At 30.3% G+C, this 25,436-nt stretch carries 20 protein-coding genes and 1 pseudogene; 14 read left to right on the forward strand and 7 right to left on the reverse strand.

What is annotated here, in order from left to right:
• Positions 1–25: 25 nt before the first annotated feature.
• Complete coding sequence (locus BT107_RS02665; RefSeq protein ID WP_072302205.1) at positions 26–5,044, reverse strand: translocation/assembly module TamB domain-containing protein; 5,019 nt, start codon at positions 5,042–5,044, stop codon at positions 26–28.
• Positions 5,045–5,281: 237 nt separating this feature from the next.
• On the opposite strand from BT107_RS02665, the gene BT107_RS02670 reads away from it, so the two are divergent.
• The 3 genes from BT107_RS02670 (at position 5,282) to BT107_RS02680 (ending at position 7,096) form a co-directional block, all read left to right on the forward strand.
• Positions 5,282–5,752: a nucleoside deaminase gene (locus BT107_RS02670; RefSeq protein ID WP_072302206.1), complete on the forward strand. Its 471-nt coding sequence runs from the start codon at positions 5,282–5,284 to the stop codon at positions 5,750–5,752.
• Between the two features lie 165 nt (positions 5,753–5,917).
• Positions 5,918–6,439: a DUF421 domain-containing protein gene (locus tag BT107_RS02675; RefSeq protein ID WP_072302207.1), complete on the forward strand. Its 522-nt coding sequence runs from the start codon at positions 5,918–5,920 to the stop codon at positions 6,437–6,439.
• Positions 6,440–6,496: 57 nt separating this feature from the next.
• A complete protein-coding gene (locus tag BT107_RS02680) occupies positions 6,497–7,096 on the forward strand; it encodes a DUF6642 family protein (RefSeq protein WP_072302208.1) in 600 nt (199 codons plus the stop codon).
• A gap of 62 nt (positions 7,097–7,158) precedes the next feature.
• Here the strand turns inward: BT107_RS02680 and BT107_RS02685 are convergent, their stop codons facing one another.
• Together BT107_RS02685 and BT107_RS02690 are read right to left on the reverse strand one after the other, a co-directional pair.
• Positions 7,159–7,926 carry a TIGR03915 family putative DNA repair protein gene (locus tag BT107_RS02685; protein ID WP_072302209.1) on the reverse strand — a complete coding sequence of 256 codons (768 nt, stop codon included), beginning with the start codon at positions 7,924–7,926 and terminating at the stop codon, positions 7,159–7,161.
• 9 nt (positions 7,927–7,935) lie between these two features.
• A complete protein-coding gene (locus tag BT107_RS02690; protein ID WP_072302210.1) occupies positions 7,936–9,198 on the reverse strand; it encodes a putative DNA modification/repair radical SAM protein in 1,263 nt (420 codons plus the stop codon).
• A gap of 135 nt (positions 9,199–9,333) precedes the next feature.
• Between BT107_RS02690 and BT107_RS17650 the strand changes: the two are divergent.
• The 5 genes and pseudogenes from BT107_RS17650 to BT107_RS02710 all read left to right on the forward strand — a co-directional run.
• Positions 9,334–9,510, forward strand: a pseudogene (locus tag BT107_RS17650) (helix-turn-helix transcriptional regulator); the annotation flags it as partial.
• Entirely contained in the window at positions 9,505–9,939 is a 435-nt protein-coding gene (gene lexA, locus BT107_RS17655) for a transcriptional repressor LexA (protein WP_280173621.1), read from the forward strand. The pseudogene BT107_RS17650 and the gene lexA, both read left to right, overlap by 6 nt.
• A 254-nt stretch (positions 9,940–10,193) precedes the next feature.
• Positions 10,194–12,368, forward strand: a complete 2,175-nt coding sequence (locus BT107_RS02700) for an ATP-binding protein (protein ID WP_072302212.1) — start codon at positions 10,194–10,196, stop codon at positions 12,366–12,368.
• Between the two features lie 148 nt (positions 12,369–12,516).
• Positions 12,517–13,032, forward strand: a complete 516-nt coding sequence (locus BT107_RS02705) for a hypothetical protein (RefSeq protein ID WP_072302213.1) — start codon at positions 12,517–12,519, stop codon at positions 13,030–13,032.
• Between the two features lie 319 nt (positions 13,033–13,351).
• Positions 13,352–13,690: a hypothetical protein gene (locus BT107_RS02710; protein ID WP_139254263.1), complete on the forward strand. Its 339-nt coding sequence runs from the start codon at positions 13,352–13,354 to the stop codon at positions 13,688–13,690.
• 114 nt (positions 13,691–13,804) lie between these two features.
• Here the strand turns inward: BT107_RS02710 and BT107_RS02715 are convergent, their stop codons facing one another.
• Entirely contained in the window at positions 13,805–13,957 is a 153-nt protein-coding gene (locus BT107_RS02715; RefSeq protein WP_072302215.1) for a YqaE/Pmp3 family membrane protein, read from the reverse strand.
• Positions 13,958–14,415: 458 nt separating this feature from the next.
• On the opposite strand from BT107_RS02715, the gene BT107_RS02720 reads away from it, so the two are divergent.
• The 3 genes from BT107_RS02720 to folE all read left to right on the forward strand — a co-directional run bounded on the left by BT107_RS02720 (position 14,416) and on the right by folE (position 18,010).
• Positions 14,416–16,557 carry a tetratricopeptide repeat-containing hybrid sensor histidine kinase/response regulator gene (locus tag BT107_RS02720; RefSeq protein WP_139254264.1) on the forward strand — a complete coding sequence of 714 codons (2,142 nt, stop codon included), beginning with the start codon at positions 14,416–14,418 and terminating at the stop codon, positions 16,555–16,557.
• Positions 16,558–16,950: 393 nt separating this feature from the next.
• Positions 16,951–17,355 carry a MerC domain-containing protein gene (locus tag BT107_RS02725; protein ID WP_072302217.1) on the forward strand — a complete coding sequence of 135 codons (405 nt, stop codon included), beginning with the start codon at positions 16,951–16,953 and terminating at the stop codon, positions 17,353–17,355.
• Entirely contained in the window at positions 17,345–18,010 is a 666-nt protein-coding gene (folE, locus tag BT107_RS02730) for a GTP cyclohydrolase I FolE (RefSeq protein WP_072302218.1), read from the forward strand. The genes BT107_RS02725 and folE overlap by 11 nt, the downstream gene beginning before the upstream one ends.
• A 136-nt stretch (positions 18,011–18,146) precedes the next feature.
• On the opposite strand, the gene BT107_RS02735 is transcribed toward folE, so the two are convergent.
• From BT107_RS02735 to BT107_RS02745, 3 genes are all read right to left on the reverse strand, one after another.
• Positions 18,147–19,268: an acyltransferase family protein gene (locus BT107_RS02735; protein WP_170854690.1), complete on the reverse strand. Its 1,122-nt coding sequence runs from the start codon at positions 19,266–19,268 to the stop codon at positions 18,147–18,149.
• 105 nt (positions 19,269–19,373) lie between these two features.
• On the reverse strand, positions 19,374–20,255 hold the full coding sequence (locus BT107_RS02740) for a LytR/AlgR family response regulator transcription factor (RefSeq protein WP_072302220.1): 882 nt from the start codon (positions 20,253–20,255) through the stop codon (positions 19,374–19,376).
• Between the two features lie 440 nt (positions 20,256–20,695).
• Positions 20,696–21,541, reverse strand: a complete 846-nt coding sequence (locus BT107_RS02745) for an AraC family transcriptional regulator (RefSeq protein ID WP_072302221.1) — start codon at positions 21,539–21,541, stop codon at positions 20,696–20,698.
• A gap of 145 nt (positions 21,542–21,686) precedes the next feature.
• Here BT107_RS02745 and BT107_RS02750 point away from each other — a divergent pair, with 145 nt between their 5' ends.
• The 3 genes from BT107_RS02750 to BT107_RS02760 all read left to right on the forward strand — a co-directional run bounded on the left by BT107_RS02750 (position 21,687) and on the right by BT107_RS02760 (position 25,436).
• Positions 21,687–22,643 (forward strand): dihydrodipicolinate synthase family protein, encoded by a 957-nt coding sequence (locus BT107_RS02750; RefSeq protein ID WP_072302222.1) that lies wholly within the window; start codon positions 21,687–21,689, stop codon positions 22,641–22,643.
• A gap of 201 nt (positions 22,644–22,844) precedes the next feature.
• Positions 22,845–24,422, forward strand: coding sequence for an aldehyde dehydrogenase (NADP(+)) (locus BT107_RS02755; RefSeq protein ID WP_072302223.1), 1,578 nt, complete (start codon positions 22,845–22,847; stop codon positions 24,420–24,422).
• Positions 24,423–24,425: 3 nt separating this feature from the next.
• A complete protein-coding gene (locus BT107_RS02760) occupies positions 24,426–25,436 on the forward strand; it encodes a 4-hydroxyproline epimerase (protein ID WP_072302224.1) in 1,011 nt (336 codons plus the stop codon).

Below are 25,436 nucleotides of genomic sequence, written 5' to 3' on the forward strand. Positions count from 1 at the left end.
GCCAGTAAGCTTATCCGTTTTATAATTACTTTTCACTTTTTGTGTCTACTTGCTTTTCCTTTTCTTCTTTCTCTTTTGCTTCTTTGTTTTTAGCCTTTTCTTCTTTTTTAAGAGGACTAAACAGCTCACTAAAACTATTAAATTCTCTATTAAAAATTAAGGCGACGCCAGTTAAAATAAGCTGACCATCTATAACATTCTGGTATTCATTTCTACGAAACCCTTTAAGTCGGTATCTTCCATCTTCAGACAATAAATACTCCAGACTTACATTACCAATAATAGGTGTTTCTCCTTGGTCTTCTTGTGCACTACCTTCTACATCTACAGCGCTACCTGCAGACACAATTAACCTATTATTAAATAGTTTTTTCTTGGCATTTATGTTTAGTTGGGTTCTGTCTTGTGGGTTATCTCCTTGGTAGTCTGTAAAGCTATCCAAATCAAAATCTAGCTCAAAACCAGAACTCCCAAATATTTTATCAGAAAAAGCATTTAATTCTCCAGAAAGCACCTTATTTACATTGTTACGTGCAATTGTTGCTGTACCGCCACCGCTACCATCACTGCCAGTATCAGGGAAAAACCGGTTTAAAGCCAATAAAGAAAATACTTGTTTGTTTAGTTCGGTTTCTTGTTCGTTTAACTGTTGTACTCGTGCGTAAACAGCACCACTTAAAGAGCCTTGTGCTTCTTCTGGCATATCTAAATCAAAAGACAACTCAGGTTTTAATAATTGTCCGTCTACATTTAAGTAGACCATAAATGGTAGTACTTGTTGGTATTTGCTAGAAACGCTGGCATCTTCACTAGAAGTAACACTAGCCATTAATGTACTTGCAGATGTTTCTACATTATAAATAGCTGTAACATCTAAATCTGCATCCATTGGGTTTCCTTGCCAAGTAATAGTACTACCAGGTTTAATAGTAAATTTCCGTTTTACTAAATTATAAAGAATAGTCTCGTAATGGCCATCTTTAAGCTCGTACCTTCCGGAGAGACTCATATTTCCATTAGAATTCATACCAAAATTTAAAGCTGCATCTCCAGAAACTCTAAGGTTATCACCCGTTTTTTTATCAATTATAACATTAAAAACAGCATCATTAGCAATTTCTAAAACCGTATTTACTTTATACCCTTTAAATATAGAAGAAGACTCTTCTTTGTCTTTACGGGTAAGTATATCATCAGGATTTTCTCTATTTACAAAAATTACAATACCATCTCTTTCTTCTACATCTAGCTGCGATTCTGGTACAACGTATGTAATGTCTGTAACTTTGCGCACTCTAAGTAAACCAGAGACAATAGGGAGGCTCATATTACCTTTTACAGTAATATCTGCATCCATACTTGCTTTACCGTAAAACAACTCGTTATCTTCTTTGGTAGAGTTTATGACCTGGAACGCATCTGCTTTTAAATTAAGATCAAAACTAGGGTTGGTTAATTCTTTGGTTTTAATGGCTCCGTTTAAGGTAAAACTATTGTTATTGTTATCGTTAATCTCAAAATTATCTAGAAATAAGCCCGAGTTATTGATCTTTAGTTTTTCATTAGAAATTTTAAAAACTGAATTTAAGTCTGCTACTTTAAACTGAGTATCATTAAATGTAAAATCTCCATTGTATTCTGGATCTGTAGTAGTGCCAGATACTTTTACAGTACCAGAAATAGCACCTTCTGAGTTTGTTATAGCACCTTCTGCAAAAGATTCTATAATTTTTAATTCTAATTTATTAAGGTCTAAGTCAAGATTTAGTTTTGTGCCATTCTCAGCAGCAGCATAATCTCCAGTAAGATCCATATCTATACCGCCATCTTTTAAAGATAAGTCAAAATTGTATTTAGAATTACTTGTAGATTCGGCATTAAGACTAAGATTACCCAACGAGTTTTGTAAAGCTTTTAACTGGTTAATTTTAAAATCGGCTACAATTCCTGAGGCTCCAAAAGGATTTTCTACCACTAGGCTACCATTTACCAAACCAGAAGCTAGTGCTTCATCTGGGTTTAATAGGCTTAAAAAAGTCTGAAGGTTAAAATTACTAAACGCAACACCCAAATGTTCTTTTGTGCTACCAGCAATAGCGTTACTAATTAATAGTTCTTGCGTGTCTTTGGTAAATTTTACATCTTTAAAGTTTAATAATTTTTCTGCAATAGTAATGTTGTTTTCTTGCGGAATTGTCCATTGTTTTTTATTAAAAATAAGTTCAGACGGATTTATATGAACTTGAACTGTATCTTTTGCTAGCGTTACTTCTGATGCTATATGTACCAGTTTTTTATCATCGTCAAAAGATGTAAAATCTAATAAAAGCGCATTGTTTTTTAAATTACCCGTAAATAAGGTTTTCTTTATTAAAATAGGATCTGCTACCAAGCTTTTAAGTCCGGCAGAGAAGTTTAAATCTGTAGCATCACCATTTACCAATATACTAAGACTATCTATTACAGTGCCATTATAAACTGCAGAAGGCATTAAAAGTTGTGCACTTAAATTTTTAGTAGTTGCATTAAAATTAGCCTTCATTGTAATAGAATCTAATTGCTCTATACCGTTTAGCAAAACATCAGTTACAATAGGAGAGGGCTTTAACAGAAAGTTTACATCTACTACAATAGGACTCACAATAGTATCTATTTTTTTAGTAGAAAAATAACTTTTAAACTGTTTGTCTATGGCAGAAAACACAAGTTCTGGTGAACCATTAGAGGTTAGGTTTCCTTTAAGAAAATCACTAGAAACAAGCATTTTTGTATTATCGGCATCAATTTTTGCATCTAGCGTTACATTGTCCATTCTGTATTGCTCATTATTATACACAGCAATAGTTTCTAAAATGTCCATTTTTAGTTTAAAATCTTCCGGATTACCACTAAAATTTGCATTTAACTTAGTTCCAAGTTTTATATTCTCTTGCGTAACTCCTAATGCATATAAATCTGCACCAATAAGGTTTAGTTTTAACTGTATACTAGATGCAATAGAATCTAGTTTAAGCTGAGTATTTGTTTCTATGTTTAAGTTATCATCCTTAAAATTTAGATCAATATTACCCTTGCCATTTGTAATTTTTCCTGATAAATTAAGCGATGAAAAATCGTAATTATTAAAGTCTAATGTAGTAAACTGTGTGTTTAAAGTTGCATTTAAGGTGTTTATACTAGAACCATTACCTGCAGCATTCATAGTAAAAGAAAGTCCGCCTAATTGTTCATTTTTTAGCAGCTTATCTAACCGTAGATTGTCAACATTTAAATTACCAGTAAAAGCGATTTTAGTTGTATTGCTATAGTTTCCGGTAAGTTTTGCTGTTCCTTCAGGGATTTTAAGTTCTAAGTTGCCTTTTACATTTGTTGGACTACCACTTGCCATAGCAGTTAAAGTAATGGTTTTAGGCACACTAATTCCAAGGTCTTTTTCAGAAACAAAATTTAGAACATCTTTACGGTCTGTAGTTGCTTTTATAGTATTAAAATTAAACAAAAGCGAATTAGTATCTGTAACATTATTTAATTCCCCTTGTGCAATTAATTGTGTGTTTTTCCCCCATTTTAGCTTTAAATCTGGAATTTTAATAGCTTTTAGGCTTCCTTTTGCTGTAATATTGCCTATTATCTGTTTATGGGCAACCTTGGTAATATATTCGTTTTTAGCTAAATCTGGTTGAAAAACATGAGCATCGGTTATTGCTACATTTAGCTTGGGTATAAAAAGATTTAGAGTTGCTAATTCTGGAGTATCTATAAGTTGTTGTATAGAGGTGTAATTAAGTGATGCATTACCAGATAAAGCACTCCTATTGGTTTGCAGCTCTAGATCTGAAACCGTAGTAGAAGTATTATCTACACTAGCTTTTAAAGCAGCGTTTTTTAGGGTGAAACCACTTTGCTCTTTAAAAGAAAAAGCATCTAAAGATACATTGGCTTTACCGGCTGTATAGTTTATGTTACTGGCTTGTATATTAAAATCTGTAATAGCCATTGCAGAAGCGTTAAATATGCCTGTAACTGGTTTTTGGTCTCCGTTTAAAATAGTTATATTATTGTCTGCTAAATCTACTTTTTGTAGTTGCACGGTGTATTTAGGCCATTTAAAGGAAAGATTATTTTTAGGTACGCTAAGACTATCATTTTTACTTACTTCTTGTTCAGCTGTTTTTAGGTATACTGTAGAATTTTTTAAACCTACATAGTCTATGTTAAAAACGTTGTTTGCTAGATCTGCCTTTGGAATATCTAATGTAAAAGCACCAACTTTTACAGTTGCTAGCATATGATCTGGAACCGACTTATAATTTGCTTTTATTGCCTTTAAAGATAAGTTGTTTATAACAAAATAGGGTAGTGCAGATGCTGTAGTGTCTTCTTTGGCTATAGGAAAAGCTTTGGTTTGCGTGTAGTTAATGTTGGTTTCTTTTATAGCAAGTTCATCAACTATAAAACGCATTTTTTCTAGGTTAATCTCATCTACGTCTAACTCTAAATTGCCTAATTTAAAATGACTATTTACCCCTAAAAATGCATCATTGTACGTAACATCAAAATCAGAAAAAGAAACAGTACCAATAGTAATATCTAAGGGTTTGCTTTCTGTGGGTGTTGTTACCGTATCTTGCGTAGCAAAGGCATTGACTAAAAAACTAAAGTTAAATTCTTCAGTGTCTTCTTTTCTTGTAATATTGGCTTTTAAACCATTCCATTCTAAGGATTTTAATTCTATAGTATTACCCCAAATAATAGGTACAAATGGTACATTAGCTTCAATGTTTTTAGAATATACTAGTGTGTCACCTTTTTTGTCTTCTAAATAAAGGCCTTCTAAAAAAATGTTACCGGAAAAAGTTAAAAAAAGACGCTCTATACGTACCTCTGTATTTGTTTTTTTAGAGACGTAATTTACAACTTTGTTCACTATAATATCTTGTCCCCACTGACTTCTTATAAATAGTATAACACCTATAAATAGTAGCAGCAGTACGGCAAGTACTTGTAGTGAACGCTTAAGAATACGGTTTTTTTTCTTTTTCATCTAAGACACAAATATCTAATAATTTTATGGAAAGAATATCCTTTACGGCACCTACTTTTGTTAGAGTGTAAGATTTAACATCAATCTATAAAAATATTAAAGTTATAACTACATATTTGGTATTTAGATATCTAAGGTTATAGTGCTTACTATTTTAAAAATTGATGTGAATAATAAAGTCACATTGTTTATGAAATTGTGAAATGATTTGTATTTTACTAAAAAAATAGAAGTAGAATGAGTAAAGAAAAGTTTATGCAAGAAGCTGTAAATGCAGCTTTAAAAGGAATGCAAAACAACGAAGGCGGCCCATTTGGCTGCGTTATAGTTAAAGACGGAAAAATTATTGGTCGTGGTAACAACAAAGTAACATCTACCAATGACCCAACAGCGCACGCAGAAGTTACAGCCATTAGAGATGCGTGTAAAAACTTAGATTCGTTTCAGTTAGACGGTTGCACAATTTATACCTCTTGTGAGCCTTGTCCTATGTGTTTAGGTGCAATTTACTGGGCAAGACCAGACAAAGTATACTACGGAAGTACCCAAGGAGATGCCGCTAATATTGGTTTTGATGATGAGTTTATTTACAAAGAAATTCCGTTACCTTATAGTGAAAGAAGTATACCTTTTGAGCAATTAGCGCCAGAAATAGCTATAAAGCCTTTTCAAGAATGGACAAAAAAAGAAGATAAAACAGAGTACTAATTATAAGTTACTTGGTTTTAAAGCACTACTTAAACAAGTTAAATACTGGTTTAAGTAGTGCTTTTTTTATTGATTGGAGAATAAAATGTATAGCGTTAACAAAAAATTTAATTGCGATAATACCACAATACAAATACCTATAATTTTGACTTTTAAAAAAAAGATATGGAAAATTGGTTGTTTGCCTCAGGTGAAATTATAGGAAAAGTTATACTAAGTATTTTAGCAATTTTTACAATAGTTATTGTAATTACCAGAATATCTGGCTTACGTACTTTTTCCAAAATGTCTAGTTTTGACTTTGCATCTACCATTGCAATAGGTTCTATATTAGCGTCTATAGTTTTAAATTCTAGCCAATCTATTACTAAAGGTGCAATAGCTTTGGGTGGTATTATATTATTTCAATCTGTTTTTTCATATTGTAAACGCAAGTTCTCCTGGTTTAATAGCTTGTTTACTAACAGTCCAATGTTATTAATGGAAAATGGCGAATTTATATTTAACAATTTAAGAAAAACAAATGTAGATGCTAAAGATGTGTATGCTAAGCTTAGAGAAGCTAATGTAAAAGATAAAAGCGAAGTTTTAGCCGTAATATTAGAAAGCACCGGAGATATATCTGTACTACATAAAAGTAAAGATGTTGAGCTGTCTAAAGACATTTTAACGGGTGTTAAAAAGTAAACAGATTAAAAGATATGCATTACTTTTGTACTAATTAGGTATTATAAAAACTATAATTTGTTAGAAAAAAGGCAACAATTGCCCTCAGAGCAATTAACAGATACAGACTATTTTATTTACTGCTTAGAGGCTGTAGAAGATATAGAAATTGATACGGTTACCACTGCACAAAAAAAGTTAGCAGAATTAACCTCGCAATATGGTGTAGCTAGTATTTATAAAACGTGCGATACCATTGAAGGTTTAGAGACAAGCTTAAATACATTGATCCTAGATGATCATAATTTTAAGAACTATGAAATTATTTACCTGGTTATAACAGGTGAAGCAAATAGTATTTGTTTAAACGACTATTACTATAGTTTACAAGAAATTGCAGAAATTTTTGAAGGAAGATTAGAAGGTAAGATTTTACATTTTTCAAACGCAAAAATCTTAGATTTAGACGAGGAAGAAGCACAATATTTTATAGATATCACTGGTGCAAGAGGTGTTTCTGGTTACGGTAATGCATATAACGGCGTAACTAGCTCGGATCTAGATATAGCATTCTTTAACTTATTTAAAGAAGATGATAATATGTTTGATGTTGTAGAAGAGTTACATCAAAGACATTATAAAATGTGTAAACTATTAGATTTTAGATTGTATTATTAATTTACCTGTAATAACTACACTTTTAAATACAAAACACTTGGTAAACTATTAATTATAGACAATTAAATGTTTTTCTCGCTTAAATATTTCCAGTAACGTTTAGGTACATGTTGTACGTGGAGTTTCATATTTTTTCTAGATGCAATATTTGTACTTTTAAAATAATCGTTCCATAATTGCTGAAATTCTAATTCTACTTCAGCAAAAATAGCTGAAGAAGTTTTTGTAGGATCAAAATTAGCATCTAACTCTAGCGTAATTATATCTACCTTTTTTAAATCGTAATAAATACCATATTTACGCTTTAAATCATAAATAAGCCATTTTTGGTCTGCATAGCGCTTTTCAAAATGTTTTTTTATAAGTGGTAGCACATTAAAATCTGGTTCTATATTGGCAAAATAAACACCATCTTTAGTAAGTTTAAATCGTACAAAAGCTTCCATTCTGTGTTTTTCCCTTCCAACGTTTTTGGTAAGCTTGGCTATATCTAAAATATGTTTGTTTGTAAAGTCAGACCCAACATTTTTTTTAGATGCAAACACATACACTATGGCATTGTATAACGTATCTTCTACAATGGTTTTTTCACTTAAAAAAGCATAATAAAACCGACGTACTTCGTCTGTAGACATTTTCTTTTTTAAGCCAGCCCAAACACGGTTTGCTTTTTCTTGGTTGGTATATACTGTTTCAGAACCACCAAACAAAGGTTCCTGAAATCGTTGTTTAGTAACAATTTTAACTGTTTTTAATTTCATCTCAAAAGCAGTAAAAACCGCAGTTAAAAATCCATCAAAAGATCCGTCATAAATTAGTGTTGTTTCCATAACACAAGTCTATCCAAAAAGATTTAATTGGTTGCTAAGTAAATCTGTATACTTACTGCTGGAGTTTTGTAATATTAACCCCTTAATTTTTTCGGCAGTTAAATCTCTAGTTTCAAATTTATTAGACGCACAAACTAAAAAGTATTGCGCACGATTTAACGATACGCCAATAGCTTTTAAATGGTCCCAATTAAGTTCTCTGTAACGTCTAGCTTTTAGTATTTTATAAACAGATTTCATACCCAAACCAGGTATTCTTGCCAGCATATGCTTATCGGCCTTATTTACATCTATAGGATACTCGTGTAAATTACGTAAAGCCCATCCTAATTTAGGATCAATATCTAAATCTAAATGTTGGTGCTGTTCGTTTAAAATTTCTTCAATATTAAACCCATAAAATCGCAATAACCAATCGGTTTGGTACAGTCTGTTCTCGCGTAGCATAGGAACAGGAGTTCCAATTTGTGGCAAGCGCGTATCATAACTAATAGGCACATAACCAGAGTAGTACACACGTTTTAAATTAAAATTTTTGTAAAAGTAATTAGAGGTGTACATAATTTGCATGTCATTTTCACCACTAGCGCCCACAATCATTTGTGTGCTTTGTCCACCAGGTGCGTATTTTGGCGTACTTTTAATAAGTTTCTTTTCTTTTTTATACTGTATAATTTCATTTTTAACCTTTATCATAGGTTTAATAAAATCGGCTCTATTTTTATCTGGAGCCAAAAGCTTTAAGCCTTTTTCAGTCGGAATTTCAATATTTACACTTAGTCTATCTGCATATAAACCAGCCTCACGCATTAACTCATCACTAGCACCAGGAATAGATTTTAAATGTATATATCCGTTAAAGTTTTCTTCTAAACGCAATTTTTTAGCCACAGCAACCAAGCGTTCCATAGTATAGTCTGCACTTTTAAAAATTCCAGAGCTTAAAAAAAGACCCTCAATATAATTACGTCTGTAAAAGTTTATGGTTAAATCTACCACCTCTTGTACTTTAAAAGCAGCACGCTTAATATCATTGCTTTTGCGCGTAACACAGTAGGCACAATCAAATATACAATAGTTGGTAAGTAGTATTTTTAGTAGCGATACACAACGGCCGTCTTCTGTATACGTATGGCAAATACCAGAAGCAGATGCATTACCTAATCCTTTATTAGTGTTTGTTCTGTTGCTACCGCTAGAGGAGCATGATACATCATACTTTGCAGCATCTGCAAGGATGTTTAATTTTTCTTGTACACGTTCAAAAGACATACCTAAAAATTTGAGTTTAGACTGTAAAGATACAATGTAAACAAATAAAAAACACATTTTGTAATTAATTTATATCTCATATTATGATATATAAGTGTGTAATTTACTATATTTGACACTGAAAATAATGCAGTTATGAACCGTATTAAGTACGTATTAGAAGACAAAGGAATAAAGCAAACTTGGTTAGCAGAAAAGCTAGGTAAAAGTTACAATATGGTAAATTCTTATGTACAGAATAGGAGGCAACCTAGTTTAGAATTGTTGTATGAAATTGCCCATATTTTACAAGTAGAAGCCAGAGATTTGTTAGACGGCAACCAAGCAGTTTTTAACACCAATAATACAGTTAAAACAGACACTGTTAGTATACCTTTAGTAGGCTCTGTAGCGTGCGGATTGCCAATTTTTGCAGAAGAACATATTGAAGCTAAAATTGAAGTTTCTACCAAGCTAGTAAAAAAACCTTCAGATTATTTTTTGCTAAGAGCTACAGGAGACTCTATGAACAAAAAAGGAATAAACAGTGGCGATTTACTACTAATAAAACGCCAGCATACTGCAGAAACCGGAGATCTAGTACTTGCCTTGTTAGATGATGAAGCAACGGTTAAAGAGTTTATAAACAACGGTAGCAACCTTGTTTTAAAACCTCACTCTACAAACCCAAAACACCAACCAATTATTTTAACTACAGACTTTAAAGTACAAGGTGTTGTAGCAGATGTTATTAAGGTGTAGTTAAATACATAAGTTTTTTAGTATTTTCTTTTGTACAAAGCAGGAGGGAAGTAGCATTTTGTATTTAGGATAAAAGATGTTACACATAATTAATTTTATACCATTTATAAATAAATAGTACCCAAGTACACATATCCGTAATTGTAGTAAAAAAAATAGTTCTACATTGTAGGGGAATTAAACAACCAAAAGTAAACCAAACTACACTATGTGCGTTTATATGTAGTTAGCTGTAATTTCCATAAAAACTCAGAATGAAAGAAGAACTTCATATTCAATTTGAAAATTGTTTCGGAATCGGAAAATTAGACCACTTATTTGATTTCAGCATAAGTAATTCATATCTAATTTACGCCCCAAATGGAACGATGAAAACCTCTTTCGCAAAAACATTTGATTTAATTTCGAAAAATGATTCGAAACAAAAACCTAGCGATAGAATTTATAAGAATAGAATTACTAAATACGAAGTTCTAATTGAAAATAAGGAGATTAATCCAGAAGATATATTAGTAATAAACGCTGAAGATAATAATTTCGATGCATCAAGTAAAATCAGCAGTTTCTTAGCTAGTAAAGAATTAAAACAAGAATATGATTCTATCTACAAAGAATTAAATGACAATAAAGTCGAATTTATAAAAAAACTAAAAATTATATCACAAAGTACGGATTGTGAAACAGAATTTATAAATACGTTTTCAGAAGATGAAAACGCTAATTTTTTTGAGGTTTTAAATCAACAAATTATTAATCTAAAAGCAAAATTTGAAAAATTTGATTTTAGATATAATGATGTTTTTGACAGGAAAGGAAACGTGAAAAAATTTCTTGATAAAAACAAAACTATTTTAGACCAATACATTAATGATTACAAAAATATTATTTCTAAATCAAGGTTCTTTAAAGATTCAACTGATAATACTTTTGGGACTTATCAAGCAAACGTTATTATCAAATCTATTGAAGATAATTCTTTTTTTCAAGCAGGTCATAAGTTTGTTTTAGAAGATGGTACTGAAATAGAAAATGTAGAAAATTTAAAATCAATAATTCAAGATGAAATTCAAAATATTTTAAATGATGAAAAACTAAAAGCATCCTTTGAAAAAGTAGATAAAGCAATTGGTGCTAATGCAGAATTAAGGTCTTTTAAAAACGTTTTAGAAAAAAACAACTTAATTCTAATTAAACTAAAGGATTATGAAAAATTTAAACAAGAAATTTGGATTAATTATTTTTCAGAAATAAAGGAAGAAGCAATAGAATTATTAGATTTTTATAAATCCAAAAAAGCTAGGTTAGAAAAAATTATTAGCGATGCTAAAAAGGAATTTACTTTATGGAAAAATATTGTAACCACCTTTAATTCTAGGTTTCACGTTCCTTTTAAAGTAAATATTATAAACCAAGAAGATATAATATTAAAACAAGAGACAGCTAATCTAAACTTTGATTATTCTGACAGAGGAAAAGAACCAATAAAACAAACCCGAGATAATTTACTTTCAATACTAAGTAAAGGAGAACAAAGAGCTTATTTTATTTTACATTTCCTATTCGAAATTGAAGCTCGAAAATTAAAGCAAAGTAGAGATTTACTAATATTCGATGATGTTGCAGATTCATTTGACTATAAAAATAAATTTGCAATTATTGAATACATAAAAGAGATTCACGAAAAAAATGATTTTAAAGTTATTATTTTAACTCATAATTTTGACTTCTATAGAACCATTACATCAAGACTGTATTTAAATAGAGATGTAATTTATATGACAACAAAAAATTCAGAAAATGAAATCACTTTACATAAAGGTGAATATGTAAATGATGTTTTTAGTTATTTTATTAAAAAATTTAAGAAAGAGAAGTTTTTTATTAGCTTGATTGCATTTGTAAGGAACTTAATTGAATACAGTGAAAGCAAGAATAATCAAGATTATTTAATCCTAACAAGTTGCTTGCATCGAAAAGAAGAGTCAGAAAATTTACTAGCTAAAGACATTTTTAAAATATTTCAAAAGAAACTAATCTTTTTAAAAGATAAAGCAATTGATTTTGGAGAAGAAAATTTAATTCAGTTAATAATCAAAACAGCAGATTCTATAAAATCAGATGACTCAAATGAAATAGCTCTAGAAAATAAAATTTGTTTAGCAGTTGCAATTAGATTAGAAACAGAAAAATACTTGATTAATAAACTTCCTGATTTTGATTTAAAAGCTATAAATAAAAACCAAACTCAAGTTTTGTTTAAAGAATATTGTAAAAAATATCCTGACAGTCAAAATAGTTTGAAAATAGATAAAGTCAACTTAATGACACCTGAAAACATTCATATTAATGCATTTATGTTTGAACCTTTAATTGATATGTCTATGATTCATCTAATGAATTTATATAAAGAAATAAAAAGTTTGAATTAATAAAAAAAACTGGGCATAACACCGTCTATAATTAATTACTAGTTTTAGCTAGTTTAGAAAGTCCTTACGGATTTTCTATTCGGTTTTTATTTGCTAAATTAGGTGCTTAAACACGCAACTAATTTTACACAAACAGGTTTGCAGTAATATGAAAAAAGAAATTCAAAACAGAAAGGTTTCACTTAGATATATTTGTTTAGTTTCATTTATCTCAATTAGTCTTTATTCTTGTATAATGGGAAAACATTATCCAGCGAAGATATCTAAATTTCACCCACTTTTTTGGGGTGAGATTAAAGAAAATAATTTGAAAGGAATTGCAGACACCACAGTTGTTTTTATTACCGGAAAGGTGAATAATTATGCTTTGAATGCAGAAGAAGGAATTGAACTAATTTTTCTTAATAAAGAAAACAACAAAGAATTTAAAACAATTACTGATTCTAATGGTGATTTTAAAACAGAAATAATTAACGGATTATACAAATTAGAGATAATACCCTACGAATATGGGAGGACCCCAACATTAAATTTTGAAAATTTAAATTTTAAACCTGGAGAAATACGAGAATTAGTAATTTATACGGAATCATCTTCTGAGACTATAGCGAAGGATACCATTTTTAAAAGTAAAAGAGCTTATAATAAATATCTCAAAAGGTAACAGCTTTAGAATAGAAAAAGATTAAAAAATAGCCTAGAAGCCTAGTGACTATCAGACTTTCTATATGTGATTTATTTGCTAAATTAGGTGCTTAAACCACGTAACAAAATCATACACTACACCATTAGACGAGATAAAAAAGATGAGAAAAATAATATTTATAGTTTTAATTGTACCAATGTTTGCTTTTGGTCAAGACACCCTTAATGTCAGCAAAGACCAAAGAACCTTCTGTTTAAATGTAGTTAAGTCAGTAATAGAACATAATTGTGATCAATATTATAACTCAATAAATGACAGTATTGTATTTTTTCATAAGATGAGAGACACAATAATACCTAAATCTGCCTTAAAGCCTCAGTTGATGGAATTATGTAATTCCATCGTAAAAAACGACTCTCTAGATTATCAATATTACCTTAATAACTTTAAAATGCAATTTTATAATGTAAACGAAGTTGCAGAAATTATAAGCCGGGGAAGAAAGGAAAGAAACTTGTCAACGTTAAAATATTATAAAATCAAGGATGGAGATATTTTTTTTCAAGGAGCTAATCATAAAACAAGAGATAGAGCAGACTTCATCTTAGATGATGCTTTTAAATTTATTTTCAGAAAAATAGACGGAGAATATAAAATATTACTAATTGCTCCCTAAAATAAATACAACTAACACCAATACAACAAAGTACTTTAGTAAAAAAGTAAAAACTACTAATTTTTAGCCAAAGTACTTCTGTATGTATTATTAAATATTAAGTTGCTAACGCATTTAATCATTAACTATAAATGCGTGTATAACTCCTGGTAACCAACCAATAATAGTTAGTATAAGACTAATAAAAAATGTTTTTCCTATTCCGTGTTTCATAAATACTGTTAAAGGTGGTAGTATTATATTTAGTATAATTGTTAGTATTGACATATGTAGTTGTTTTAATTGTTAAACAGTTACGTTAGTTGTTTCTGTACGTATTGTTATGCCAAATTAAATGTATTCTGCCTGAAGCATTAACTCAATTCGTAATATTATTAACCTTATTGAGATTGTGCTAATTTGCTTATAATTAAAACAGAACTTTGGCTTTGTTAGGATGCTCGTTTTTAAAAGCCAGTAATTTTTAGTACATCAATTTTACATTCTGCTTTTTTTTGATAGTGTTTTTTTATAAAAAGCCAATTTCACGAGAATCGCGTATTTAAAAATTTCTGTACCTAAATACAGAATACGCAATTTATTAGTAGTATGTATTTTAATGACAAAAAAGTACAAATAACAGTACTAGGAGGGAAGTAGCGTGTACGTTTATCGGTATTTATTCTTTTTTAAGCTGTTTTTAAAATATTCTTTTTATATTAAATGAGAATACTAAAACATACATATTGAAAAAAAAGCTACTTCTAATCTTACTTGTATGTTGCAATAATGTGACTGTTTTCTCTCAAAGTAATTTAGATAAAGTTGTAGATAGTGTAAATGTATTAATTGTATTATCTAAGAAACAAAATTTAAATGGAAATTATAAAGATGCACTTGAGTCTGCTATTTCTGCAGTAAAATTTGCTAGTGCAAAAAATGATAAAACACTACAAGCAAAAGCTTATGTAAGTTTAGCTAATACCTACCTAATAATTGATGATGCCGATAATGCTAAAAAGTATTATAATATAGCATTAAATAAAGCCAAAAACACAGATAATTACTTTGTAAATGTAGCTAGTCTTAATGGTTTAGGAAATATATATTCAATTGATTTTAGTACAGCAGATAAAGCCGCAAGCTATTTTGAAACCTCCATAGTACACGCATTAAAAGCAGGTAAAAACGAATATGCATTTTTAACGTATTTTAATATAGCTGGTATGTATTTAAATTTTGAAGATGCAGATAAAGCTTATCCATATATTATAAAAGCAGAAAAGCAATTAACAAAAATTGATAAGGAAAAGCCCTTAAATGCTGCGCTATTGAATTTAAATTTTGCCATATACTACAAGTTAAAAAGCAATTATAAAGTTGCTGCAAGCTATATAGAAAAAGCGCGAGTAATAGGAGAAGAGCATAAGCTGAATAGAGAACTAATAGATATTTATGATTTTAAACATGAAATTCATCAAGAATTAGGTGAATATGATTTGGCAATTGAGAGCCTTAAAAAACAATATTATTATAAAGATTTAAACTTTAATGCTGAAAAAAACCTTCAAATAGAAGAAGTTACAGCAAATTTTAAAGTGAATGAGTTTAAGGAAGCAGCTAAAGCATCTAAGTTAAAAACCAATTATATAATTATAGTAGGTATTGGTTGCTTGTTGTTTTTAAGTACTTGTTTTTTAGTGTTTTATAATTACAAAAAACGCTTGTCTTTTGTAAAACTAGAGAAAAAAAACGAGGCACTTTTGCAAGCTAAAAATGAAGCTGAACGTGCTAATAGATTAAAATCTGAATTGCTAGTAAACATTAGCCATGAATTACGTACACCCTTATACGGAATTGTTGGTATTACAGATATGCTTATAGAAAATAAAGAAGCAAAAAGCAACCAAGAGCAACTCCTTAATTCTTTAAAATTTTCTGGAGATCATTTAATATCCGTTGTAAATAATATACTAAGAATTAATGAGGTAGAGTCTAATAGTGTTAGTTTAGAAATAACTAAGGTTAATTTACATTCGCTTTTAAAAAATATAGTAAGCTCTTTAAATTACTTAGCAGATCAACAAGAAACTCAATTGGTCTTAAACATTTCTAAAGACATTTTAGAAGTGTACAAGATTGATGGCGCTAATTTGTCAGAAGTACTTATAAAACTAATTGATAATGCCATAAAGCACACTAAAAATGGTGTTGTTAAAGTTTCTGTAGACTTGGTTAAGAGAAAAGAAAATAAAGATGATATAGAGTTTAAGGTTTCAGATACAGGAATTGGCATATCTAAAAAAAATCTAGCTGTGATTTTTGATAACTTTAAACAAGGAAATTCAGAACAAAATACATCTTATGGCATTGGCCTAGGACTACCTATTGTTAGGCATTTAATAAAAATTATGGGTAGTACATTATCTGTAAATAGTAATGTAGGTAAGGGGTCTCAGTTCTCATTTATATTAGAATGCGAGGTTTTAAAGGATGATTTAAACATAGAACCTGTACAAACTAAAAAGAACATAAATATATTAGTTGTAGAAGACAATAAGATAAACCAACTTGTTACAAGTAAGCTAATTACATCTCTTGGTTATACATGCACAATTGCAAAAAATGGTTTAGAAGCTGTAAAATTATGTAACAACAATGTTTACGATTTAATACTTATGGATTTAAATATGCCATTTATGAATGGTTTTGACGCATCTAAAGCTATTAAAGCAAAGAATAACAATATACCAATTGTTGCATTAACAGCATTAGAAATTAGTGAAGTTAAAGAGCGTTGCCTAAAAGCAGGTATAAAGAGTATTACTAACAAACCAATAAGTAAAGAAGGCTTAGAAGAACTAATACAAATTAATGTGTTACATTAATAATTGCGGAACCTTTTAGATACTAAAATTAGTGTTACCTAATTTATAAGGTTCATATATTCTAATTTAAAATTGTTTATGCAACTACGTAGGAGGAAAGCGATAGCATAGCTTTAACTATTTCAGTTAGCAATACAAATTCTTAAGTAAATACGCTGCCAGTACTATTTTAATCAACTAATAGTACAATTGCATACTTCTTAAATAGCTGTTGATTGCCAATTAAACTCATTATAGGTATTGTAATAAGTTTTGTTTTCCTTAAAATTTCCCTAGTACAAATAGAGCGTAACTAAAGTCTACAAAAAAGATAAAGGCATTTTAATGCAACTATGTTGCGTTATGTGATAATAATATTATATTTGCAACTTAGTTGTATTAATAAAATATGTAATGATTATCACAAACCAAAAATCAGATAACATAGGAGCAATTGCAAGCTCACTATGTCTTATACATTGTGTGGCTACACCACTATTATTTATAGCGCAAACGTGCTCTATAACTTGTTGTAGTGCTACACCAATTTGGTGGAAATCTATAGATTATTTATTCTTAATAATTTCATTTTTTGCCATTTACCGTTCTACAAAAACTACTACAAGTAATTGGATAAAGCCAGCCCTATGGTTCAGTTGGATTCTTCTATTTGTAATTATATTAAATGAAAAAATAGCGTGGTTTAACTTTCCAGAAAGCCTTTTATATGCGCCGGCTTTACTACTTATTGCTTTGCATTTATACAATAGAAAATACTGCCAATGTAAAACCACTAATTGTTGTGTAAATGAAAAGTAAAGAAGAAATTATAAAAGCAGGAGATAATCATTTTTCAACAAATATAAAAACGCCTTTGCGTCTAGATGCCTTTAATAAATCTGACGATGAAAAAATAAAGAATATTCAGCATCATTTTAAAATGATAATGGAAGAGATGGGACTAGATTTAACTGATGATAGTTTATCTGGCACACCATACCGGGTTGCAAAAATGTATGTAAAAGAATTATTTTATGGACTAAACCCAATAAACAAACCTAAACTGTCCACCTTTGAAAATAAGTACAGTTATAAAAAAATGCTAGTAGAACAGAATATTACTATAGATTCTGCTTGCGAGCATCATTTTTTACCCATAATAGGCTATGCAAATGTTGCATATATACCTAAAAATAAAGTAATTGGACTATCTAAAATTAATCGTTTGGTAGATTATTATGCACGTAGGCCACAAGTTCAAGAACGTTTGGTTATCCAAATATTAAATGATTTGCAAACTGTTTTAGAAACTAAAGATGTTATTGTTTCGGTAACAGCAAAACACCTTTGTGTTTCCTCTAGAGGTATAAAAGACCAAAGTAGCTTTACAACAACTTTAGAATATGGTGGCTGTTTTTTAGATACTGAGACCCGTAAAGAATTTCTAAATATTATAAACCAACAAACACCATAAAACCAAAAAAATAATCTCGTAGGAATCTAAGAAAATCGGGTATTTAGAAATTCCCTTTTCATTACAATTAAAACACGCAAACATACAGCCAGCAATAGTGATAGGAGGTAGGTGGAGTGTGTCTATAGTAAAATAGCTATTTATTAAACTTATCTCTTTTTTTCATTCCAAATAGTATTCTGGTTATTTTAAAAGGGTAAATTAATAATCTATATATAATTATAATTAACGGGAAGGTAGTAAAAACTAATAATACAATTTTAGAAGAAATAGACATTTGCAATTGAATGATATAATAACCTACTACAATAATTATTGTTTGATGAAGTATATAGAACGGATATATTGCCTCGTTACATTTTTTGAGTAACTCACTTTTTTTATGAAACCAAATTTGTCCATATCCAAGTAATGTAGTTATGAGTGTCCAACTTACTAAGGCACAAACTACATACCAAATACTCCATCTAACGCTTTTAGATACATACGGAGATACATATTCATTTGGTAAAAAATAGTAGGTGTAAAATAAAATGGAACTTACTATAAACGCTATAAGATTTAATTTTCTGTGTAACTTTAGATATTTCCAAATATTTTTAGATGTGGCAAAAAGAATTCCTGAAATAAAAAAATAACCGTAATAAAAAGTAGAAGAAAGGTTTGTAATATTTTTTGACTCGTCGGGGTATATTTTTTTGAGCAAAATGGTTCCTATTAGTAAGGGAATTACCCATAATAATATTCCGTAGGTTTTAGAAGAAATAACATCAAGGGCATTAATAAATTTAATAGATTTAGATGATTTTATCAGTAAAATTAATGGAATTAAAACAACAGATAAAACAAAAAGATTCTCTATAAACCATAAATGATTTGTTGGAAACAATCCACTTTTATAAACCTCTATATAGTTAGTATACTTATCTATATATTCATAATACGTTTGCGGTGGAATAATAAAAAATATACCAAAAACAAGCGGAATTATTAAACGTGTACTTCGTTCTTTTAGGAATTGAAACCACGTTCTTTTAGAAAACGCTAACATAGTTCCTGTGCCAGATATTAAAAACAATAGCGGTAACCTAAACTGCTCAAAAAACACCATAATATCATCTAGCAATTTACTAGAATCTAAATTCATTATATGAAATTTATCTCCGTTAAAAGGCATACAAATGTGGTGTACATATACGGCAAGTATAGCAATTACACGGAACCAATCTAGATCGTATCGTCTTTTTTTATTTACCAAAATCTCTATTTTTTAGTTAGTGCGTAAACTTAAAAACTAATTAATAAGGGATTATATATTTGTGATAGTCTGCAAGAAGAAGTGACGAAATACAAAATGTTTTATTTATGCTTTAGTGTAGGCAGCATTAAACTTGGTAGTCTTAGAGCGAGAAACAGGAATTGTAATTGAACAATTTTTTAATGACAATTGGTAACCTTGAGCATTACCAGAAATTGATTCAATAGCATTTAAATGCACCAAGTAAGAACGATGTGTTTTAAAGATATATTGGTCTACTGGTTGTAATTGCTTTTCTAGTTCTTTAAGTGTAATACGAATTAATTTTTTACGAATTCCGTTGGCAGAAGAAGTGACTATTTCTGTGTAATTACTTTCTACTTTTGCAAAAAGAAAGTCTTTAATTTTTAGTTCAAAATTATCATTAGAAACGGAGCTATTTATTAAAATTATGATATTGTTTTGTAACTCTAAAGCTTTGTTTTTTGGAAGTTCTCTTAAATTAGTTGTATGCTTATTTATTAGTCGCTCTAAGTTTAGTGGTAATATAATTAGTATTAAAAGAAACCCTACTAAAAAGGTATTACGCATTTCTTCCCATAAATAACGCAAAGACCAATTATCAGGATTTGTATAAATTAGATCTCTTATTAAAAAACTACAAATACCTATAATTAAAAGAATAATGGATAAGTGAAAAATTTCCTTACCAAGAGTCCAAACAGTATTATCTTTTAGTGTTATATCTAATAATCTAAAATAGATATAAGCTATAGGAACAGGAATAAATGCATGAAATAATATAATCCATATAGAATTAATTTTATGCTCAGTAACATTAAAACCAAAAGGCTCAAAAAAATAAGAGAAACTAAAACTTAATATGGAAATAAGTATTAGTAAAACAAATAATCTTTTTGTGTTGTCATAGTAATAAGGATAAGGTTCCTTTAAATATTCTTTAATTTGTGTAAATCTTAATTTCATCTAAAAGCTAAATTAGTTTTTTTACAGCAACTGAATTAATATTTCTTCTAAAAACCAATCCACGAGAATCGCGTATTTAAAAATTTCTGTATCTATTTAAGCGAATGAGCCAGCTAGCGCTTTGGCAAACTACAGTTTCTTAAATAAATTTATTCTCAAAAGTTTCATCTGCAATGTAATGAAACCGAATATTGAGATTAGGTTGGGCGTAGCTATACCAAATAATCTCAATGAGGTTCACGAGCTCCTATTTATCAAATATAAGATAGCGAGCGAGTAAACACTTTTTACGAAACGACGATAGGAGAGAAGTGGAATGTGTGTGGAATGGAAATTTAAGCCAGTAATTTATTTAATTCTGGTGGAACCAATAAAATCACTTGTAATTACATCTTTAATTATGTCAAATATCAATTGAAAACACAATAGTATAGGTTACATTAAAGATTAGTCTTCCTAAACGTATTGGGAGACATGTGTTTTATCATTTTAAATTGTCTATTAAAATTAGAAGTGTTGTTAAATCCCGATTTAAAAGCAATGTCGTTAATAGATAAATCCTTGTCAGTACTTAATAATTTACAAGCATTTTCAACTCGTAATTCAATTAAAAAACTAACAAACGTTTTGTTCGTTCGCTTTTTAAAATATTTACAAAACGCATTTTTTGTCATATTAGCAACGCTTGCAACATCATCCAAGGTTATATTTTGATACGCGTTTTCTAATGTAAAATCAAATACATTTCGCATCCTTTTTCCTTCAAGATCAGAATATTTTTTAGTGTAAACAAAATTAGAAAGCGGTTGGTATTTGGACACCGATATAATTTTTAAAATTTCTAATAACAAAATAAAACGCTCTAATTTTGACGCTGTTTTAAGTTTAAAAAAGGCGTCAATAATAGCATTCTTATTTGTTTGTACTACTAACCCTTGCGAGAAATTTGTAAAGCAATGGTTAATTTCTGCAAAGTCATTTAAATCAAAAAAAGTATCTCCAAAAGAAGATGCTGTAAAAAACAGACTCAACATTTTAGAGTCGCTTACTGCATTTTTATCACTTTTAAAAGCATGAGGTAAATTGCTTCCAATAACAAAAATATCATTTTCAGCAAAGCTAGAAATACGATCACCAACCAATAAAGTACCATTCCCTTTTTCAATAAAACTTATTTGAATTTCGTCATGTTGGTGCAGTTTATCATAAAACACCAATTCAATATCTTCTTGATAAATCAAGGCGTTATTTTCTGGTTTAGGAATTTTAAAGGGTAAAACTTTCATTTCAAATAGTTGTATTTTAATCTAAAATTATTCAATAATACAAAATTATGTGTTATTAAGGATAATATAGTATCTAAAGTGAGTAATTTAATCTTATTTTAATATTTGTTAACTCTTTAATTTTACTAACATTAAAAATAGAATTATGAGTATACAATGGAATGGCGTAATGCCAGCTGTGTTTACATGGTTGAAGGAGTCAAAATCTGGCGCTCTTGAAATTGACTTTGAAGCAACACAAAAACAGGCTGCAGGTATTTTAAAGGTTCAAGGAAAAGGCGGAAGCAGAATGAGCGGACTTGTCGGTTCTGGAACACTGGGTGAGAATAGCTACCTGAGCACCAAGCAGCGTCTTTCTTTACTTAAATCCCTTTCTGAGGTTGCTAAAGAATACAATGTCCCGTTAATTAGCGGAGCAGCAGCAGAAACTAAGGAAGAACTTGCTAAAATTGTTGAAGGACTTGCAACAGTTGGAGTTGATACAGTCATGGTTATGCCACCAAAAACTAAGGCGATTCCTTCTGAAAAAGAAATGTATGAGTACTATGCACTTTCTGAAGCGACTGCAAAAGATGTAGGCGTAACAATTATGCCTTATAACAATCCTGATGCAGCCGGTTATCATGCGCTCTCAACAGACCTTCTTAAAAGACTTTCTGTTCTTCCTAAGGTAACTGCTCTTAAAATATCGACTATAGATGTTTCAATTATTGAAACCTTGATGTTAGAGAACAAAGATTTAAAAGTTTTGGCTGGAGTAGACACAGTAACTGTATATGCAGGACTTGCTGGAGCAAGTGGTGGTATTACAGGTGTAGGTACTATCTTCCCAAAAGCAAGTGTTACTATGCAGGAGTATGTTTTAAATGGAGAATGGGCTGAGGCATACAAAATTTCTCAGGCTTTAAATTCATTATCGTATCTAGATGCTCAGCCACTGCTTATGGAATATCTTAAGCTTGCTATGGGAATTCATCATAATGATGTTGCTGGAGGGCTTCGTACTTTTGGTAAGAAATTAACGCAACAGCAAATTGATGATGTACGTGCAAGATATATTCTGGCAAAAGAAAGACTTGAAGTTCTGGACTTAATAGGGTAAGCCTTTCAAATATTCAAAAAAGAGAAAGCTTCGTTTTTAAAGAAGGCAAAATATAGACATTATAACACGTTTATCATAATTCTAGAGATGATTTGGAGAAAAGGTTTTTCATCTCAAGCTATTATTGCAAAATATCGATAATCAAAAAAAGGTAGCTTACAAACCAGTAAAATTGAAAAAACATTTAAAAAATTAGTAAAGATGATATCAGGAAAAAACTTTATAGGCAATCAATTATCTGCCAACGGAACCAAAACATATAAAACTTTTAATCCGGAATTAAATACAGAGAATGCTATTGTTTTTACAGAAGCAACAGCTCAAGAAATTGATGATGCAGTAAATTTAGCAGCATCAGCTTTTAAAGAATTTAGAGCAGTTTCTGGAATTAAAAAAGCCGAATTTTTAAACGCAATTGCAGATGAAATTTTAGCACTAGACGATGTATTAGTCAAAACATATTGCTCAGAAACAGGTTTGCCAGAAGGAAGAGCAAAAGGAGAAAGAGGAAGAACAATTGGACAATTACGAAGCTTTGCAAATTTAGTAGCAGAAGGATCATGGGTTGAAGCAACAATAGATACAGCACAACCTAATAGAGAGCCAATGCCAAGATCCGATATCAGAAAAATGTTAATTCCTTTAGGTCCAGTTGTTGTTTTTGGCGCAAGTAATTTTCCTTTAGCCTATTCTACAGCTGGTGGAGACACAGCAGCAGCTTTAGCTTCAGGTTGTCCAGTAATTGTAAAATCGCATCCAATGCATTCTGGAACAGGAGCACTAGTAGCATCTGCAATTATTAAAGCAGCTGAAAAAACAGGAATGCCAAATGGTGTGTTTTCTAATTTAAATTCTAGCGGAATAGAAGTTGGGCAACAATTAGTGGCACACCCAAAAGTAAAAGCAGTTGGTTTTACAGGAAGCATAAAAGGAGGAAGAGCCTTATTAGATTTAGCTTCAAAAAGAGCAGAGCCAATCCCTGTTTTTGCAGAAATGGGAAGTATAAATCCGGTTATAATTTTGCCAAAAGCATTAGAAAATATACAAGCAGACATTGCTAAAACGTATGCAAGTTCTATCACTTTAGGGACTGGTCAATTTTGTACAAATCCTGGATTATTATTAGGTATTAAAAGCGACGCTTTAACAAGCTTTATAAATAATGTATCGGAAGAAATTACTAAAATAAATCCGTCATGTATGTTGCATCCAAATATTAAAAAAGGATACATCAGTAATAAAGAAAAAGTAGTGTCGCAAGCTAACGTTACAGTAACAGCAAACTATACATTAGACCTTCAAAATAATTATGCAGCACAAGCTATTGTTACTGTCCATGGAAAAACATTTTTAGAAAATCCGACATTACATTTAGAAGTTTTTGGACCTTTTTCTATGATTGTCCAATGTGAAAACGCATCAGAATTAGAAACCATTATCGCTAGTTTAGAAGGGCAATTAACAGGAACTGTAATTTCTGATGCCAATGAAGTTGCTAACTATTCAGCAGTAATTGCTGCACTACAAAATAGAGTGGGACGTATTATTTTTAACGGAGTTCCAACAGGAGTAGAGGTTTGCGAATCTATGGTACATGGAGGTCCATATCCTGCGTCTACAGATAGTAGGTTTACAGCAGTTGGAATAGGTTCTATAAAACGTTGGGTACGTCCGTTTAGTTATCAAGATTGGCCAAATAATTTGTTGCCAAATGAATTAAAAAACGATAATCCTTCCAATATTTTTAGGGTTATTGATGGATTAAGAACAAAAAATTAAGAAATGAGTAAGCACACGTTTGTTTGTATAGATGCTCATACTTGCGGAAACCCTGTTAGAGTTATAAAAAGTGGAGGTCCTAAATTAATTGGAAATACCATGAGCGAAAAACGACTTCATTTTTTAAAAGAATTCGATTGGATCAGAAAAGGGTTAATGTTTGAGCCTCGAGGACATGATATGATGAGTGGTAGCATCTTGTATCCACCACATAATCCAGAAAATGACTTTGCTATTTTATTTGTTGAAACATCAGGTTGCTTACCAATGTGTGGACATGGTACAATTGGTACCATTACAATTGCAATTGAAGAGGGTTTAATACAACCCAAAATTCCAGGGAAAATTAAAATGGAAGCGCCTGCTGGTTTAGTAGAAATTGAATACAAGCAAGTAAACAATAAAGTAGAATGGGTAAAACTTACTAATGTAAAAAGTTATTTAGCTGCTCAAGAGTTAACAATAGATTGTCCAGAATTAGGAGAGATTACGTTTGATGTTGCTTATGGCGGAAATTATTATGCCATAGTAGATCCTCAGAAAAACTTCTCTGGTGTTCATAATTTTACAGCGTCCAAGATTATTCAATATTCTCAAATAGTGCGTAACAGAATTAACGAAAAATATCCTAATCAATTTGTGCATCCAGAAAATGAAACCATAAAAAATGTAACGCATATGTTGTGGACAGGTAATCCTATAGACCCAACATCATCAGGAAGAAATGCAGTGTTTTATGGAGACAAAGCTATCGATAGAAGTCCTTGTGGAACTGGTACTTCTGCTAGATTAGCACAATTGTATGCCAAAGGAAAATTAAAAATTGATGAGCCTTTTATACACGAAAGCTTTATTGGTAGTAAATTTATAGGACGTGTTGAAAAAGAAACCATTTTGGATGGTAAACTAGCCATAATACCAAGCATTCAAGGATGGGCAAAAGTTTTTGGGCACAATACTATTACTATTGATGATCAAGATGATCCTTATGCACATGGTTTCCAAGTAATTTAA

The sequence above is a fragment of the Cellulophaga fucicola genome (assembly GCF_900119145.1).
Lineage (GTDB): Bacteria > Bacteroidota > Bacteroidia > Flavobacteriales > Flavobacteriaceae > Cellulophaga > Cellulophaga fucicola.

Coding starts and splice junctions, on each gene's coding strand:
- BT107_RS02665 (WP_072302205.1), bottom strand. CDS start 5,044: ATGAAAAAGAAAAAAAACCGTATTCTTAAGCGTTCACTACAAGTACTT.
- BT107_RS02670 (WP_072302206.1), top strand. CDS start 5,282: ATGAGTAAAGAAAAGTTTATGCAAGAAGCTGTAAATGCAGCTTTAAAA.
- BT107_RS02675 (WP_072302207.1), top strand. CDS start 5,918: ATGGAAAATTGGTTGTTTGCCTCAGGTGAAATTATAGGAAAAGTTATA.
- BT107_RS02685 (WP_072302209.1), bottom strand. CDS start 7,926: ATGGAAACAACACTAATTTATGACGGATCTTTTGATGGATTTTTAACT.
- BT107_RS02690 (WP_072302210.1), bottom strand. CDS start 9,198: ATGTCTTTTGAACGTGTACAAGAAAAATTAAACATCCTTGCAGATGCT.
- BT107_RS02700 (WP_072302212.1), top strand. CDS start 10,194: ATGAAAGAAGAACTTCATATTCAATTTGAAAATTGTTTCGGAATCGGA.
- BT107_RS02705 (WP_072302213.1), top strand. CDS start 12,517: ATGAAAAAAGAAATTCAAAACAGAAAGGTTTCACTTAGATATATTTGT.
- BT107_RS02710 (WP_139254263.1), top strand. CDS start 13,352: ATGAGAGACACAATAATACCTAAATCTGCCTTAAAGCCTCAGTTGATG.
- BT107_RS02715 (WP_072302215.1), bottom strand. CDS start 13,957: ATGTCAATACTAACAATTATACTAAATATAATACTACCACCTTTAACA.
- BT107_RS02725 (WP_072302217.1), top strand. CDS start 16,951: ATGATTATCACAAACCAAAAATCAGATAACATAGGAGCAATTGCAAGC.
- folE (WP_072302218.1), top strand. CDS start 17,345: ATGAAAAGTAAAGAAGAAATTATAAAAGCAGGAGATAATCATTTTTCA.
- BT107_RS02740 (WP_072302220.1), bottom strand. CDS start 20,255: ATGAAATTAAGATTTACACAAATTAAAGAATATTTAAAGGAACCTTAT.
- BT107_RS02745 (WP_072302221.1), bottom strand. CDS start 21,541: ATGAAAGTTTTACCCTTTAAAATTCCTAAACCAGAAAATAACGCCTTG.
- BT107_RS02750 (WP_072302222.1), top strand. CDS start 21,687: ATGAGTATACAATGGAATGGCGTAATGCCAGCTGTGTTTACATGGTTG.
- BT107_RS02755 (WP_072302223.1), top strand. CDS start 22,845: ATGATATCAGGAAAAAACTTTATAGGCAATCAATTATCTGCCAACGGA.
- BT107_RS02760 (WP_072302224.1), top strand. CDS start 24,426: ATGAGTAAGCACACGTTTGTTTGTATAGATGCTCATACTTGCGGAAAC.